This is a genomic window from Sphingomonas baiyangensis (assembly GCF_005144715.1).
Classification (GTDB): domain Bacteria; phylum Pseudomonadota; class Alphaproteobacteria; order Sphingomonadales; family Sphingomonadaceae; genus Sphingomonas; species Sphingomonas baiyangensis.
Map to the genome: position 1 here is coordinate 815,795 of NZ_SWKR01000002.1, position 14,979 is coordinate 830,773.

General features: G+C 66.2%; 20 protein-coding genes. 16 read left to right on the forward strand and 4 right to left on the reverse strand.

What is annotated here, in order from left to right; translation table 11 throughout:
- Positions 1 to 86: 86 nt before the first annotated feature.
- The 6 genes from FBR43_RS07105 to FBR43_RS07125 are packed head-to-tail and all read left to right on the forward strand — an operon-like array spanning position 87 to position 3,945.
- On the forward strand, positions 87 to 293 hold the full coding sequence (locus tag FBR43_RS07105; RefSeq protein ID WP_136942500.1) for a hypothetical protein: 207 nt from the start codon (positions 87 to 89) through the stop codon (positions 291 to 293).
- Positions 290 to 670, forward strand: a complete 381-nt coding sequence (locus FBR43_RS07110; RefSeq protein WP_136942501.1) for a hypothetical protein — start codon at positions 290 to 292, stop codon at positions 668 to 670. Before FBR43_RS07105 ends, FBR43_RS07110 begins: the two co-directional genes overlap by 4 nt.
- Positions 671 to 687: 17 nt before the next feature.
- The gene (locus FBR43_RS16545; RefSeq protein WP_262708681.1) at positions 688 to 822 is read left to right on the forward strand and encodes a hypothetical protein; all 135 of its coding nucleotides are present in this window, start codon (positions 688 to 690) and stop codon (positions 820 to 822) included.
- Positions 819 to 1,406 (forward strand): hypothetical protein, encoded by a 588-nt coding sequence (locus tag FBR43_RS07115; protein WP_136942502.1) that lies wholly within the window; start codon positions 819 to 821, stop codon positions 1,404 to 1,406. The genes FBR43_RS16545 and FBR43_RS07115 overlap by 4 nt, the downstream gene beginning before the upstream one ends.
- On the forward strand, positions 1,403 to 1,699 hold the full coding sequence (locus tag FBR43_RS07120) for a hypothetical protein (RefSeq protein ID WP_136942503.1): 297 nt from the start codon (positions 1,403 to 1,405) through the stop codon (positions 1,697 to 1,699). The genes FBR43_RS07115 and FBR43_RS07120 overlap by 4 nt, the downstream gene beginning before the upstream one ends.
- A complete protein-coding gene (locus tag FBR43_RS07125) occupies positions 1,696 to 3,945 on the forward strand; it encodes a VapE domain-containing protein (protein WP_136942504.1) in 2,250 nt (749 codons plus the stop codon). Before FBR43_RS07120 ends, FBR43_RS07125 begins: the two co-directional genes overlap by 4 nt.
- 55 nt (positions 3,946 to 4,000) lie before the next feature.
- Here FBR43_RS07125 and FBR43_RS07130 read toward each other — a convergent pair whose 3' ends face one another.
- The 4 genes from FBR43_RS07130 to FBR43_RS07145 all read right to left on the reverse strand — a co-directional run bounded on the left by FBR43_RS07130 (position 4,001) and on the right by FBR43_RS07145 (position 5,599).
- Positions 4,001 to 4,360 carry a hypothetical protein gene (locus FBR43_RS07130; RefSeq protein WP_136942505.1) on the reverse strand — a complete coding sequence of 120 codons (360 nt, stop codon included), beginning with the start codon at positions 4,358 to 4,360 and terminating at the stop codon, positions 4,001 to 4,003.
- Positions 4,357 to 4,728, reverse strand: a complete 372-nt coding sequence (locus FBR43_RS07135) for a hypothetical protein (protein WP_136942506.1) — start codon at positions 4,726 to 4,728, stop codon at positions 4,357 to 4,359. Before FBR43_RS07135 ends, FBR43_RS07130 begins: the two co-directional genes overlap by 4 nt.
- A gap of 60 nt (positions 4,729 to 4,788) precedes the next feature.
- Positions 4,789 to 5,127 (reverse strand): hypothetical protein, encoded by a 339-nt coding sequence (locus tag FBR43_RS07140; RefSeq protein WP_136942507.1) that lies wholly within the window; start codon positions 5,125 to 5,127, stop codon positions 4,789 to 4,791.
- Positions 5,128 to 5,206: 79 nt separating this feature from the next.
- Positions 5,207 to 5,599: a DUF3846 domain-containing protein gene (locus FBR43_RS07145; protein ID WP_136942508.1), complete on the reverse strand. Its 393-nt coding sequence runs from the start codon at positions 5,597 to 5,599 to the stop codon at positions 5,207 to 5,209.
- 143 nt (positions 5,600 to 5,742) lie between these two features.
- Here FBR43_RS07145 and FBR43_RS07150 point away from each other — a divergent pair, with 143 nt between their 5' ends.
- The 10 genes from FBR43_RS07150 (at position 5,743) to FBR43_RS07195 (ending at position 14,978) form a co-directional block, all read left to right on the forward strand.
- Entirely contained in the window at positions 5,743 to 6,231 is a 489-nt protein-coding gene (locus FBR43_RS07150; protein ID WP_136942509.1) for a type II toxin-antitoxin system TacA family antitoxin, read from the forward strand.
- A gap of 213 nt (positions 6,232 to 6,444) precedes the next feature.
- On the forward strand, positions 6,445 to 7,224 hold the full coding sequence (locus tag FBR43_RS07155) for a hypothetical protein (RefSeq protein WP_136942510.1): 780 nt from the start codon (positions 6,445 to 6,447) through the stop codon (positions 7,222 to 7,224).
- 34 nt (positions 7,225 to 7,258) lie between these two features.
- Entirely contained in the window at positions 7,259 to 7,750 is a 492-nt protein-coding gene (locus FBR43_RS07160) for a Gp49 family protein (protein WP_136942511.1), read from the forward strand.
- The gene (locus FBR43_RS07165) at positions 7,747 to 7,971 is read left to right on the forward strand and encodes a hypothetical protein (RefSeq protein ID WP_136942512.1); all 225 of its coding nucleotides are present in this window, start codon (positions 7,747 to 7,749) and stop codon (positions 7,969 to 7,971) included. The genes FBR43_RS07160 and FBR43_RS07165 overlap by 4 nt, the downstream gene beginning before the upstream one ends.
- A gap of 206 nt (positions 7,972 to 8,177) precedes the next feature.
- Positions 8,178 to 9,638 (forward strand): hypothetical protein, encoded by a 1,461-nt coding sequence (locus FBR43_RS07170; protein WP_136942513.1) that lies wholly within the window; start codon positions 8,178 to 8,180, stop codon positions 9,636 to 9,638.
- 2 nt (positions 9,639 to 9,640) lie between these two features.
- The gene (locus FBR43_RS07175) at positions 9,641 to 11,644 is read left to right on the forward strand and encodes a portal protein (protein ID WP_169542527.1); all 2,004 of its coding nucleotides are present in this window, start codon (positions 9,641 to 9,643) and stop codon (positions 11,642 to 11,644) included.
- A 9-nt stretch (positions 11,645 to 11,653) separates the two neighbouring features.
- On the forward strand, positions 11,654 to 12,592 hold the full coding sequence (locus FBR43_RS16110; protein WP_169542528.1) for a hypothetical protein: 939 nt from the start codon (positions 11,654 to 11,656) through the stop codon (positions 12,590 to 12,592).
- 55 nt (positions 12,593 to 12,647) lie between these two features.
- Complete coding sequence (locus FBR43_RS16115) at positions 12,648 to 13,250, forward strand: hypothetical protein (RefSeq protein ID WP_169542529.1); 603 nt, start codon at positions 12,648 to 12,650, stop codon at positions 13,248 to 13,250.
- A gap of 179 nt (positions 13,251 to 13,429) precedes the next feature.
- A complete protein-coding gene (locus FBR43_RS07190; protein ID WP_136942517.1) occupies positions 13,430 to 14,518 on the forward strand; it encodes a N4-gp56 family major capsid protein in 1,089 nt (362 codons plus the stop codon).
- Between the two features lie 55 nt (positions 14,519 to 14,573).
- The gene (locus FBR43_RS07195) at positions 14,574 to 14,978 is read left to right on the forward strand and encodes a hypothetical protein (RefSeq protein ID WP_136942518.1); all 405 of its coding nucleotides are present in this window, start codon (positions 14,574 to 14,576) and stop codon (positions 14,976 to 14,978) included.
- Position 14,979 lies beyond the last annotated feature (1 nt).

The following is a 14,979-nucleotide window of genomic DNA, read 5'->3' on the forward strand; positions in this document are numbered from 1 at the left end:
CGCCAAACCGTTCGGGCGGATACCGTGACGACTTGGGTTAGCCCCGGTGTGTCGTTCTGGCCTGAGTTGCGAAAGGCGCTGGCGCTATGAGCAGCAGAGCCGAGCAGCAGCAGAGCCGAGCAGCAGCAGAGCCGAGCAGCAGCAGAGCCGAGCTTGAGGCCGCGATCGAACGCGCGATCACGCTTCTCGACGCGCTCGATGGCGATCCCGACTGCGAAGATGATGATCCTGACGCCGAGCACGACGGCGCGGAGCCGTTCGCGGCCGATCTTCGCGGGGGTGCGGTGATATGACCGACCGCTCCGAAAGCGCGATCCTGAAAGCGGCGCTGTGCGACGTCAGCCGCGAACCGGGCGTCATGGCATGGCGAAATAACACAGGCATGGCATGGCAGGGCCAGCGGATGCTGACGCGCCCCGGCCAGTCGCTGACGATCCGAAAGGGCATGGTGGTGCTGGTCGACGCGCGACCGATCACGTTCGGCCTGGCTGGCTCGGCCGACATTCTCGGCGTGCATGAGGGGCGCGCGTTCGCGCTCGAGGCCAAGACCCGCGTTGGCCGGCAAAGCGAGCAGCAGCAGAAGTTTCAAGCAGCGTTCGAGCGCGCCGGGGGGCTGTATGGGCTGTTCCGAAGCGAGGACGAGGCGCTGCGCATCCTGCGGGGCGGCTGATGTCCGACGAGGAGGCCATGAACCGCCTTGCTGATCGCGTCGCGGCCGGATCGTCGCTGTCTGCCGCTGCGAAGGCGATCGGCGTGTCGAAGTTCCGCGCTGACTATCTGTGGGCGCGCATCGTCGCGCGGCTGCGCGAGCAAGCGAAATGAGCCGCAAGCCGAACACCGCCTATGCGAAGGCCCAGACCGTCGACCACGAGAACGGCGAGGAGCACGGCTTCTATCCGACGCACCCGAGCGCCACGCGCGCGCTGCTGTCGGTCGAATCGTTCGACGGGCCGATCTGGGAGCCGGCGTGCGGCGAAGGCGACCTGTCGCGCGTGCTGATCGACGCGGGCTATGACGTCGTGTCCACGGACCTGATCGACCGCGGTTATGGCGAGGCTCCCGTCGATTTCCTGCGCCAGTTCCGATCGCGCGCGCCGAACGTCTGCACCAATCCCCCATTCCACCTCGCGCAGCCGTTCGTGAACGCGGCGCTGCAGCACTCGACGGGCAAGGTGGCGATGTTCCTGCGCCTCGCCTTCCTCGAAGGGCAGCGGCGCGGGCCATGGTTTCGGCGCACGCCGCTGCGTCGCGTCTGGGTGCTGTCCGATCGCGTGCCGATGCAGCGTTCCCGCATCGCCGACGCCGACGATCGGGGCGGCGTTCTCGCGTTCGCGTGGTTCGTCTGGGAGCATGGCTTCGAGGGCGCGCCGACGATCGACTGGATCGAAGGCAAGCCGTTCCGGTGAGTGACACGGTTTTCTTCGTGCTGCACCAGGATGTGCGCGGAACTGCGGCTCGCCGTTTAGATGGTGGCTGTGATTTAAACACGCTTGGTGCCACGTCCGATCGACAAGAAGCGGAGCGGCGCCTGTCATCGGATGCGTCGTACCTGCTCACCGAACACACCGCTGCAGACCTTGAAACCCGCATTTTCAAGGCGCTTCGAAGCGACGAAGATGGAGGCCGAAACGGATACCTCAGCCCCTCCTCGATTTGGTGGGTTGATGTATCCTTCCGCCGACAGGTTGCGGTCGCGTGAGCGTCCTTCCCCTGCCCTCACAGTCCGAAGTCGAGCGCGCTTTCTTCGACGCAATGATGGCGGCTGGCTTCAATCCCGGCCGGATCGACGCCGACACAAAGGATTTCGTGCGGTTCGACGCGCCCGGCGACAAGAAGGGCCGCCAGAACGGGTTCTATAAGCTCAAGCATGGCCGCTTCCCGGTCGGCTGGTTCGGGGACTGGAAAACCGGCGAGCAACACCAGTGGCAGCATGATTTCGGCCGCGAGCTGACCAAGAAGGAACGCGCCGACATCAAGGCCGAGCAGCGACGCTTGAAGGCCGAGGCCGAGGTCGCGCGCGAGGCCAAGCATCGCGAGGTTGCGGAGCGGGCTTCCGAATTATGGAAGAAGGCTTCCACCGAAGTCGAGGCGCACCCCTATCTCGAGCGCAAGCGCATCGCGGTCGCGCGCGGCCTGCGAAGCATGACGGCGGCCGACGGTACGTCCCTCCTCGTCGTGCCGATGTACGCCTTCGATCACGCGGGCAAACCCCAGCTGACCAGCCTGCAGATGATCGCCGACGACGGCGGCAAGCGGTTCCTGAAAGCCGGCCGCGTCGATGGCACGTTCTTCTCGCTCAAGGGCGACGCGAGCCTGATCGTGCTGTGCGAGGGCGTCGCGACGGGCTTCTCGATCTGGCAGGCAACCGGCGCGAGCGTCGTCTGCGCGTTCAACTCGGGCAATCTGATCGAGGTGGCGAAGGAGTTCCAGCGCCACCGGCCGAACGCGCAGCTGCTCATTGCCGGCGACGACGACGCGATCGCGCCTCACGATTGGGCCGAGCGCGGCGGCGGCCGGCCGTGGGTGAACGCGGGCGCGAAGAAAGCCGAAGCGGCGGCGAAGGCCGTGGGCTGTCGCTGGATCCTGCCTGTATTCGCCGACGGTCCCGATCGCGGCCGGACGGACTTCAACGACCTGCATCTGCGCGAGGGCGAGCCCGTCGTGCGCGGCCAGATTATCGGCGCCTATCGCTCGGTCGAGCCCGAGGATTCGGAGCCCGGCGCCGAGCTGATCGAGCCCGAGTTCGCGCAGGACGAAAGCTGGCGCCAGCGCCTGCCGAAAAACTCGAACGGCAATCCCGACGGGGCCAACGTTCAGGGCGTCGCGCTCTACATCGAAAACCATCGCCTCATGCGCGGCCGGCTGGCGTGGAACAGCTTCACCCAGGCGGTCGAGCTCGACGGCAACGAAATGGGCGACCACCACGTCGCCGAGTTCCGGCGCATCATGCACGCGGACCATTTCCGATCGAAGAAATCGGACGTCGCCGACGAGATGCTCGCCGAAGCGCGCCGACACACCCATGACCCGCTAAAAGACTATCTGACCGGCATCGAATGGGATGGCAAAGCGCGGCTCGACACATGGCTGGCGGACTATGCCGGCGCCGACGCTTCCCCGTTCGTGTCGACGATCGGGCGCAAGTTCATGATCGGTGCCGTCGCGCGCGCGCTCGATCCCGGCTCGAAGATGGACACGATGCTGATCCTCGAAGGCGAACAGGGCATCGGCAAATCAACGATGATCCGATTCCTGTTCCAAGATCGGTTCTTCGTCGACCACCTGCCCGACTTCCACTCGAAGGACAGTTTCCAGCAGCTGGCAGGCGCGTGGGTTGTCGAGGTCGCCGAGCTGGCCGCGCTCTCAAAGGCCGACGTGGGCGACGTGAAGAAGTTCCTCTCGCGCGTCGTCGACAAGTTCCGCCCGCCGTTCGGCCGCCTGCCCGTCAGCATCCCGCGTCGGTGCGTGTTCGTCGGATCGGTGAACCCGGAGGAAGGCACCGGCTATCTGAAAGACCCCACCGGCGGCCGGCGCTTCTGGCCCGTCGAGGTGCGGGCGGTGAACCTCGACGCGATCCTTCGCGATCGCGACCAGCTATGGGCCGAAGCGGTCGCCTATTATCATGAGCGCGAGCCGTGGCACCTGACTGAACAGCCGATCATCGAGCAAGCCGCGCAAGAGCAGGAAGCGCGCCGCGACGTCGACCCTTGGGAAACCGCGATCCGGCGCTATCTGGCCGACAACGTGTTCGACTATGTGACGATCGCGCAGCTGATGACGGGCGCGCTGAACCTCGGCTACGACAAGCAGGATCCGCGCGCGCTGCGCCGCGTCGGGGCAATCCTGCGCGGAATGAAATGGAAAGCCCGCGGCGAGCGCCAGCAGGGCACGATGGTCAAGGTGTATTATTCGCCCTCTTGGTGGGCGACACAGGGCAACCTATAGAACAGGCTTCCTCTGGCGAGGAACGGCGCCCCCAGCAGCAATGCCGGGGGCGTCGTCATATCAGCGATGCGAATAGATCGGCCTGCGCGGGCTGCAGCTCGTCGAGCCATGCGAGCACCTTACGCGCATCTCCGTCGTCGCGGCGCGCGGCCGCGGGTCGCAGTCGCTCGGCGGCACCGGCGATCGCCGCATCCCGGCTTGGGTAATGGGGACTGCGATCGGTCAACGGCTCGCCGTGTCCCGCGCAATCCCCATGCATGAATTGATAGTTGATCGCCGAGCGCCAGCCGCTCGAATCGTGCAGCAGCTCGATCGAGGCCACCGGCAAGCCGCGCCACCCCTTCCGATCGCGCTCGAGCGTGAGGACTTCGTGCGGCGTATAGACGCCGAACATGTTCTTGGCGCCGGCGGTCACAGTTTCTCGTCCTCGGCACCCGGCCTTGCGCTCTTTATCTGCCGGGCGTGAGCCGCATAGGTGTTAGCCTTTTGCTCGAAATAGCGCTGTAGGCCGCTAAGAGTGCGCAAGAGCGTTCCGTCACTATACTCGCCGAGAAAAGGTGCGCGTGTGCCAAAGCCTGCGCATCTAGCCGAATACCAAGGAAAACCGCGAGCTGTAGTACGATCCACGCAGAGCGTGGAGATGCGGTTGAAGCCGCTCGTTTTGATTCCTGTCGCGCGCAATTGCACAGCGTCCTTCGGTGCCCGATGGACGGTCCATTGGTAGCCCGGCATCGCCTTTGTAAGCTCAGCCCTGAACGTGTCCGCCGTGAAACTCTTTGTCATCGTATCGGCTCCTCTTGGAAGCGCGACGCCCCGAACCCGAAGGCTCGAGGCGTCGTCATATCAGGCGGCCAGCTTCATGCCGTGGGCGGCGTACGCCTCGGCCAACTCGGGATCCTTCGCGCACGCCTCGGCCGTGATGGCCCAAGCGGCAGCGATCGGGCTCGACGGTGCGGACAGCGGCTCGTCGACCATCTCGCCCACGAATGCGAGGCCGATCGCCCCATCCGCGAAGCGCACGCGCACGCTGTCCCGGCAGCGCGTCACCACCTCGCCCACGCACCCGGCATAGGCATGGGCGGCAACGATATCGTTCGGGCGCATCCGCGCGACCGTCGAGCAGCGCAGCACGTCACCAAGCCGAACCACACGCTGCTTGTCTCCGTCGTTCACATTCAACATCTCGTCTCTCCTCTGGCGATGACGCGGCGCTGGCCGCATCCTGAGCGCCCCGAGCGAACCCGGAGCGCTGGGGATGCTGTCAGGCGAGGAACTTGAGCATCTCGAACGACGAGAACCCGACCACCATCGGCGGCGGCGGCGTGTAGTCATAGCCCTCGGGATGGAAGCGGATCGGACGCTCGGCGTCGGCCAGCGACAGCCCGCAAGCCGTCGTCGCGCCCTCATCATCGTGCGAGAGCAGCAGCCCGCGCCCGGCGATCAGGAGCGCGCCCATCTGAAAGCAACGCTGCCCGTCGATCAGACGGCCCTCGTCATCGCAGATGAGATCGACCGGACGCCCGGCGCGATCCTTGCCCACCGAGCGAATGTCGATCCACTGGCATTGAAGCGCGGCCTTGAGCGCGGCGAGGCCCTCGGCGACGTCGGTTTCGGTCACAGTCTCGGCGACCGGATCAATCAGGATAGCGCGCATATCGGTGTTCCTTCTGGCGAGAAGCGCGGGCAACGATGCCCGCAACCGGCATGTAGGGTATGTTTTATACCCTTGTCAACTGATGCCGTATGAAATACGTACAGCATCCGTACAACCCCATCGACACAGGTAGGATATGCCGGATGCCAGCCGCACAGAATGAGCGCCTCGAAATGCGCGTGCCCGCAGATTTCAAGGCTCGGCTGCAGGAAGCCGCCCGCGCGGACCATCGAAGCGCCACCGATCTTGTGATCGCGGTCATGTCGTGCTGGCTCGAAGGTCGCCGCTATGAGCCCATCGCTAGGCCCGGCCAGTCGGTGGCCGGCAGCGGCTCGAAGCCTGCCGCATCCGGCTACAGCCGCCCGCCCGGTCGCCCGCGCGCGATCCGCGAGAACGAACGCGAGCAGTGGCTAATTGACCAGCTTTCCCGCGTGATACAGCCCGACGGCGAATATACGACGGCCGAGCTGGTCGCGGCTGTCAGTCGCGGCGATCATCACCCGACGTTCGGCCTGTCCGTCGATCTGCAGATGCTCCACATCGGCTTCCGCCAGGCCATCCGCGCCAGCGACGAACAGCGCGTCTGGCTCGGCCCCGACCACCCTGCGCGAGCGGCCCTTCTGCAACCGTGAAACCGACGCAACCCATGTTCCCATAGAGCACTATTCTGCGAAACACAGACCCCTCACAAAAACCCCTCCTGAAAACCCCCCATGCGCGCGCCCGGGTGTTTACGAAATAAGGCTCTATAAGAAAACTCGGTTTCAGCGGTTCGCTCGGTTTCACCCCGCCCGCCTCACAGTTTCGGTATCTTTCATACCGCTTCGATGATATCCCGCCTGCCCATGTTGCAGGACGCCGCCTCACAGTCAGCGCCAGACCAAGACGTCGAGGCTCAGCGCACGGAATTGCTCGAAAACGCCAATGCGTTGGAGAGTGTTAGCGGTCCCGTCGGTCACGGTGGGCACCGCCTGAGCGCCCAGCAGCGCCTGTGGGCGCAGTATTTCGTGCTGACAGGTGGCAACTCGTATAAGGCCGCAGTGCTGGCCGACTATGCGAGCCCCAGCACCTCCGCGCACAAGTGCCTCGTCAACGCCTCCGTCATGGCCGAGGTGCGCCGGTTGTGCGTGTCCAACGTGCAGTCGTTCCTGCCGATCGCCATCCGAACGCTGGTCGATGTGTGCTGCGATGTCACCGCAGACGCTCGAGCGCGCGTCCAAGCGGCGTCCGCGCTGCTCGATCGTGGCGGATTGAAGCCCAAGAGCGACGGTCCAGCGGTTCAGGTCAACGTGCAGGTCAACGGCGCATCGGCGCAGGCAGCGATCGCCGAGGTATGGGAACGCAAGCGCAGCCGAGAGGAGCGACGTGAGGCCCTCGATGCGCAGATCGGCAGCGCATACGAGAGCGGACGCATCCGGCATGTGGGCAAACTGTCCGGCATTGGTGACGATATGCCGGACATTTCGGGCGTCACGATCGACGCCGAGCCGGCAGCGCCCGCGCCGGCCGCCGGCACCCCCAGGGGGGGGGCAGAGCGCCAGGGTCCCGTCCCCGGCCACGTCTCTATACCTCCCCCCTCCTCCGAACATTCGCCTTCCACCCCTGAAAGCCTGTTCGATGACTGAACGGGCTGGGGGATTTCGCCGAGAGGAAACGACGATGGACAGCTTGGAACTGACCGAAAGGGAATGCGCCGACGGTCGAACGGCACCGCGGGTGTCGCTGGGTGATATCGAGGCGAACATTGCCACCAAGTCGTTCTGTCTGGGCCGCGATCTCGTCGAGCAGCCGGCCCCGACGGCGCCCTCGCTCGATGTGCTGACGATCTGCCTGCTGGTTTTGCGCAATGGCTTCACGATCATCGGCAAGAGCGCGCCGGCGTCGGCTGAGAACTTCGACGAGGAGCTGGGCCGCAAGCTCGCCTACGAGGATGCGGTTCGGCAGGTGTGGCCGCTCATGGGCTACGCACTTCGCGAGAAGCTGGCTGGAACGCCGGTCGAAGCGAACCGCGCTTGCAGCACGCTGGGCGGGAACGAAGATTATCACCGCATCCGTGCGATCGAGCTGGCGACAACGCCGGATCGCAGCATCGACGACATTCTGCGTCGCGCCGCGCGCATCTACGACTTCATCGTTCCTGCTTCGCGATGACGGACGTGCTCGCCCGGCTGGAAGCGGCTGCGTCGAAGCAGGGCCTGCGGGCGCGATGGGAAACTGTGGCGTTGCGCGGGACGGGGCTTCGTCAGCGGTTGCTGTTTCTCGTCGGGCGGGATGGTCGGGCGCGGTTCTCGACGTCGTGCGTGTTCGGGGGCGAGCGGACGGTGGAGCAGGCGTCGGCGACTTGTGCCGATGCGATGCTGGCGCCGGGATAGGGGGTTCGGGGGGTGGCGACATGCTCGGACTGCAAGTTCTGGTCGCGGATGGCGGCGGGTCGGAAGGTGGGGCTGTGTCGCCGCTATCCGCCGCGGGCTGACGCGCCCGATGCGGGGCGCATCCAGCGGAACATGTCGCAGGAAGCGGACTGGTGCGGCGAGTGGGCGACCGGCTCGCAACAGACGATCTCGATCGGGTTAAAGCTGTGAGCGGGGCACCTTCGCCGACGCGGACGCGCGAGTTCATCCAGTTCATCGCCAAGACGTACCGCGACGATTTCAACGGGTATCGGCGCGACATTCTGGGGATGGCGGACGCCGAATGGCAGGATCGCGTCGGCGAGAGCCTGATGCGGTACAAGCGAACGGCGGTGGCGGCCGGTCACGGCATCGGCAAGACGGGCCTCGCGGCGGCGGCGATCCACTGGTTCATCTCGACGCGGCCCCGGCCGGCGATCGTGGCGACCGCGAACACCGAGGATCAGCTGCAGAAGAAGCTGTGGCGCGAGCTGGCGAAGGTGAACGGCCAGGCGAAAAACAAGGATTGGTTCGACTGGAAGGCGTCGACCTTCACAATGTTCAACGATCCGACGGCGCAGGCGGTGGCGCTGGCGTGGTCGGAGAACAACCCGGAGGCGTTCGCGGGCACGCACGAGCAGCATGTGCTTGGCGTGTTCGACGAGGCGTCCGCGATTGCCCGCGTGATCTTCAACGTGTTCGCTGGCGCGATGACGACGCCCGGCGCGCGGTGGCTGCTGCTGGGCAACAGCACGCGGAACGAGGGCTATTTCTACGAGACGTGCCACGGCAAGCTGAGGGCGCGCAAGCCGGGCGACATCGAGCGCGGCATGTGGAACGGGTTCGTCGTTCCGAGCTGGGAAAGCCCGTTCGTCGATCCGTCGTGGGTCGAGGAGATGAAGGCGCAGCTCGGCGAGGACAGCGACGAATATCGCGTTCGCGTCGCCGGCCTGCCGCCCCGGTTTGATAGCGCGCAGTTCATCCCGCGCGAGTTCGTCACCCGCGCGATGGAGCGCGAAGTGAAGATGTTCGATCGCTGGCCGCTGGTGCTCGGCGTCGACGTCGGCCACGTCAACGACCGCTCGACGATCGTTCCGCGCCGCGGGCGCAAGGTGCTCGACGGCATCCGCAAGCTGCGCGGCGAGCGCACAACCGATTTCGCGCGCCGGATCGCCGAGGAGGTCATCTGGTATCGCGAGGATCAGGGCCTGCGCGCGAACGTCGTGATCGAGGAAATCGGCATGGGCGTCGGCGTCGTCGAGACGCTCGAGGATATGGGATACGCCGATCAGGTCTGGGGCGTGAACACCGGGCAGGCGGCGAACGAGCCCGAGCTCTACACGAACCTGCGCTGCGAGATGTGGGCGCTGACGAAGGAATGGCTCGAGGGCGAGGTCGAGCTGCCGAACGATCCCGATCTGAACGACGATCTGTGCTCGGTGAAGCGCAAACCGTCGGGTTCGACGAACAAGCTGCGCCTCGAAACGAAGGACGAGATGCGCCGGCGTGGCGTGAAGTCGCCCGACGTCGGCGACGGGCTGGCGCTGACGTTCGCGGTCCCGTTCGACCTGCTGCCCGAGCGGCACAACGACATGTGGCGGGATGATTATCGCGAGCCCGCGCGCGCGCATAGCTGGATGGGGTGGTGACAATGGAGCAGGCAGTCGCGGTCGCGGAATCGCCGCAGGACAGCGCGGGGGAGCAAAAGCCGCTGGGTCCGTTCCAGCTACCCGATGAGGAGCTGGTTCAGCGCATCTGGGCATGGTTCAAGGAATCGTCGTCGGCGAAGGCGCCCGCCGCGAAGAAGCGGAAGAAGGATTTCCGGGTCTATGCCGGCCGCCAGTGGGACGAGGGCGACGAGGCGCTCGCGAAGAAGCTGAACCGGCCGGCGCTAACGCTGAACATGGTGCTGACGATCATCAGTGCCGTCGAGGGCGAGGAGCGCGAAGAACGGCAGGACATCAAGTATTTCGGCAACGGGGGCGAGGACGATGGCGCCGCCTGGGGGCTGAACCGGATCCTGAAATGGATCATGCAGCAATGCGGGGGCGAGTTCACGCTCTCGCGGCAATTCCGCGACGGCACGATCTGTGGCGAGGCGTGGATCGTTCCCGAGGTCGATTTCTTCGATGACCCCGAGGGGAAGATCAAGCTCGAGCTGGTCGATGACTGCGAGGTGTTCGACGATCCGCTGGCGAAGTGCCCGGTGTCGAGCGACAGCCGGTATTTCATCCGCCAGAAGCAGATGACGGCCGAGGAGTTGGAAGCTCGGTGGCCGGGATCGGTCGAGCGGCTGACGCAGGCCGTAATCGCGCATGATCCCGGCACCGAAACCGACGGCTCGGGCTATCGCGACATCTACAGCGAGCCGGGCCGCATCGACACGCCGAAGCACTACGACAGCAAGACGAAGCTGTGGACCGTCATGGAAACGTGGTGGCACCAGATCGAGCCCGGCTGGGTAGTGCGCGACGACGCGACGGGGCTGCTCGAGGAAAAGACGCCCGAGGAGTTCGAGGCGCTGAAAGCCGCGCGTGCCGAGCAGGTACAGCAGGTGTTGGCGGCACGTGTGGCGGCGCTGGCCCCGCCGCCGATGACAGCGATGATACCCGGTATGCCGGCGCCGGCCGCGCCGCCCGTTCCCGAAATGCCGCCGCCGATCGAGGCGGTTGAGCGCCCGGTGCGGCGCTTCTATCAGGCGTTCTCGGTCTACCGCGAGCTGCTCGACAAGCAGCCCTCGCCGATGCCGCGGTTGAAGCGCGTGCCGTACGTTCCGTTCCGGGCGTTCTTCGACAAGGATGAGGGCGAGTATTTCGGGCTGGTCCGGCCGATTACTGACGTGCAGCTGCAGCACAATGTCGAGCAGTCGGTCATCGTGCAGATGATGCAGCTGCAGCCGAAGTCGTCGTGGATGGGGCCCAAGGGTTCGTTCCACAACAAGGTCGAGTGGCAGAACAAGCTCGCGCAACCCGGCTCGCTGCTGGAATACAACCAGTCGCGCGGCGGCAAGCCCGAGCCGATACCCGTCCAGCCGATCTCGCGCCACCTGATCGAGATGGCCGATGCGCGCCCCCAGACGATGCGCGCGATCTCGGGCGTGAACGTAGAGATGACGGGGCAGCGGCAGGGCAGCGACGCCGGTGTCGTGATGGAGAAGCGCAAGAAGGCGGCGCGCACGGTGCTGGCGCCGATCTTCGACAACCACCGCATGACGAAGCACGCGCTCGGCACGGTGCTGCTCGCGTACATCCAGAAATACGTCTCGGTAGGCCGCCGGCTGCGCGTCATCGGGCCGGAAGGCAAGGCCGAGGATGTCGTGATGTCGGCCGACATGCAGATCGGCCGGTACGACATCAGCGTCGGCGAATCCGACGAGAGCATGAACGATCGGTTCGAGGCGCTTTACGTCCTGCAGACGGTGCTGCCCGCGATGATGAAATCGGGGATGCCGATCACGCCTGAGTTCGTCGACCTGCTCCCGATCCCGCCGCACATCCGCCAGACGTGGAAGCGGTATGTGGCGTGGAAGCTGACGCTCGAAGGTGCGGTGCCGCCGCCCGGCTGGGAGCCGGGGATGCCGAACCCGTTCCTGCCGGCGCCCGGCGCGGCGCCACCCCTCCCCGGCCCGCCGATGGCCGCCCCTCCCGCACAGTAAGGATCGACCATGCCCGGAGCCTATGACGAAGAATTCACCCCCGAGGAGCTGGCAGCGATGGCGGACAACACGCCGCCGCCCGCCGCCGAGCCCGAGGGAACCGATGCAGCCAGCGCGGCGGCCGCCACCGATGCCCCGGCCACCGAACCGGCCGCGCCAGCCGCACCGGCACCGGCCGGCGCCCAGCCCGCACCCGGCGACCCGGAGGAGGACGAGCGATATCGCCAGTTCGCTGCGCAGTATCAGGGCCGCTCGACCGACGAGCTGGTGCGGATCGCGTACCAGCAGCAGCAGCGCGCCAACCGATCGGCGTTCGAGCAGCGCAAGGCGACCGAGCAGCGCGACGCAGTGCTGCAGCGCATCCAGCAGGCGCGCGCGGCGCGCGACGCGGCGGTCGAGAATGTCTCACAGCGCCGGCGCGAGTTCGACGAGCAGCTGCAGAACGATCCCGACGCCGCGACGCGCCGGCTCGCGCAGGAGCGTTTCGACGCCGAGGAGCGCGAGGCGAAGGAGGCCGCCGATCGCGTCGAGCAGGAGGCGCGCGCGGAGGAGGCGTTCCACTTCGCCTCGCAATACATCCCCGATTTGCCACAGCGCGCGCCGCTGATGCAGCAGTTCGGCGTCGAGATAGGATATTCGCCTGAGGAGGTGCGCGGTATCAGCGACGGGCGCGATCTGGTGATGCTGCACCTCGCGAGCGTCGCGGGCAATCTGATGAAGGCCGGCGTCATCGACCGTACCGGCCAGCTGTTGCGGACGGCGCCCGATGTGCAGGCGACTGATCCGCGCCTCACTGCGCCACCGCCGCCGAACACGCTGTCATCGGCGCCGGGGCGCAGCGCGAGTGCCGCGAAAACGGCCGAGCAACAGCTGCAGGACATGCTGAACCTCAGCGACAAGGATTTCGACGCGCTTTCGGAAGAAGATATCGCCCGAATCATGGGCTGACGGGTGTTGACCGGAGCCAGTGGGCGTGCCGGTCGATGAAGGGAGCATACTGACGATGCCGACCACGAAAGCCAGGGGCGCGAAGAAGGCACCCAGCGCGGCGCGCGCGCCGCGACGGACCAACCCCAAGCCGGCGGAAACCGCGGCTGTTGCGGCGCCCGCGCCGGTCAGCCCTCCGGAAGTCCAGCCGGAGCCGGCGGCGCCGCCGCCGGCCGCCCCCCTGCCCGCCGCCCCGGCGGATTGGGCTACCATCGCCGCCCCGGAGCGGGTGCATCTGGGCCTCATCGAAGGGACCCGGCTGCGACTGCGCCTCGTGGGCGTGCTGGGTCTTATGGGGTTCCATTCCCTCGACCGGATCGTGGCGCTGCAGAACAGCCCCGCGGTTCGCGATCTGGCAGAGCAGATGCGTGGGACCGAAGGTCAGTGTGCTCCCGTATATTTCCTGCGCAGCGCCGAGCAGGGCGTCGCGCCGTCGCTGGTCGAGGGGTACGAAGCGCTCGCCGCCGCGCAACTCGCTGGCATCGAAACGATTTCGGTGATATGCATCGCTGCACGGGACAGCGAACGCCTGCAATCGCAATTGGTTGCGATGAAGCAGGTCAAGCCGGAACCGGAAACCGACGACGATCTGATCTACCGCGTCATGCGGGACGACTGATCGAAGTCCGCCTCGCCGGCGTAACCGGCAGCGGCCCCGCCCGGCCTTACGGGTAGCGGCAGGCGCCCGGCCTCATTGGGTGCAACAGGATCGCGCACTTCACGCGCAGCGGCTCCGATCGGCCTCACGATCGAAATCCGTCTCTGTTGCAATCCAATCAGGCCGGGGGGCCTCACATCATGGCATCGACCAATTTTCCGGCCAGCCATCCGCTGGCAGTGAAGGTCTGGGCACGCAAGGCATTCGCCGATGCGGTCAAGGCAACGACCTATGGCAAGCTGACCGGCAAGTCCGATCGCGCCATCGTCCAGGTGAAGGACGAGCTCAAGAAGGAAGGCGATCGCATTCGCTTCCGCATCCGTATGCTCCCGACGGGCATCGGCGTGCAGGACAATGAGACGCTCGAAGGCAAGGAAGAAGGGCTCGACTACAAGCACTTCGACCTGAACCTCGGCGAGAAGCGTCACGCCTTCCAGGTCGACCTCAACCTTTCCGAGAACCGCACGATGGCGAATGTCCGCGAGGACATGAAGGCCGCGCAGCAGGAGTGGCTCGAGGAATATCTCGACACCACGTTCTTCGAGGTGCTGTCGGGTGCTGGCACCGGCCCCGGTGGCGTATCGAAGTATCACCCCTCGGGGATGCTCGGCGGCAATCCGCTGCTCGCGCCCTCGGCGGATCGCATCGTCTATGGCGGCACCGGCGTCGCGGCAAAGGCCGCGCTGCAGGCGACCGACATCATGACGCTGACGGTGCTCGACAAGCTCGCCGAGCGCGCGAAGCTGGCATCGCCGACGATGCGCAAGGGGCTGTTCGACGGCAAGCAGGCGTGGGTCGCGATCCTGCATCCGTGGCAGGTGACGTCGCTGCGCACGAACACGTCGACCGGCCAGTGGCTCGACATCCAGAAGGCCGCGATGATGGGCGGCAAGGTCAGCGACAACCCGATCTGGGGTGCGGCGCTGGGCATGTACCACGACATCATCCTCGTCGAATCGACGCGCATCCAGACCTTCAGCGACTACGGCGCCGGCGGCAACGTGCGTGCGGCTCGCGGGCTGCTGCTCGGGGCGCAGGCCGGTGTGGTGGCGCATGGCGTCGGCGCCGATGACAAGGGCCGCACCAAGGTGGTCGAGAAGGAGAAGGACTACGGCAAGTATCTGGGCAGCGGCATGACCATGATCTGGGGCATGTCGAAGGTCCGTTTCGAGGGCCAGTCCGACTTCGGCGTGTTCGCGTTCGACACCGCGGCGGCGCCGCTCACGTAATCGGGGATCGGGGAGCCGGTCGCCCGGCTCCCCTTCCCATGCAGGGGTAAACCACATGGCTATCATCAATACTCTCGCGCTGGCGGCCACGCTGACGCCCGCGCTCGATGTCGGCACTCATCACCAGAAGCGTTCCGTCGTCGTACCGGCGGCGGGCGTCGCGAACGGCGACCTGATCGAGCTGCAGACGTTCAATCGCGCCGGTACGCTCGTGAAGGTCGATCTCGCAGTCTCGGCCACGCTCGGCGCCGGCGCTACCGTCAAGCTGGCGGTCGGAGACGGCACCACGAACGTCGATATCACCGGCGCCACCACGGCGGGCGGCGCATCGAAGGTGAACGGCAACACCATCGGCCCGGTCGACTATGCGGCGGGCTCGAAGCTGTACGCGATCGTTGGCGGCGCGAACGTCAGCGCATCGGCCACGCTGCGTTACGATCTGCTTCGGCAGGCATCGTAAC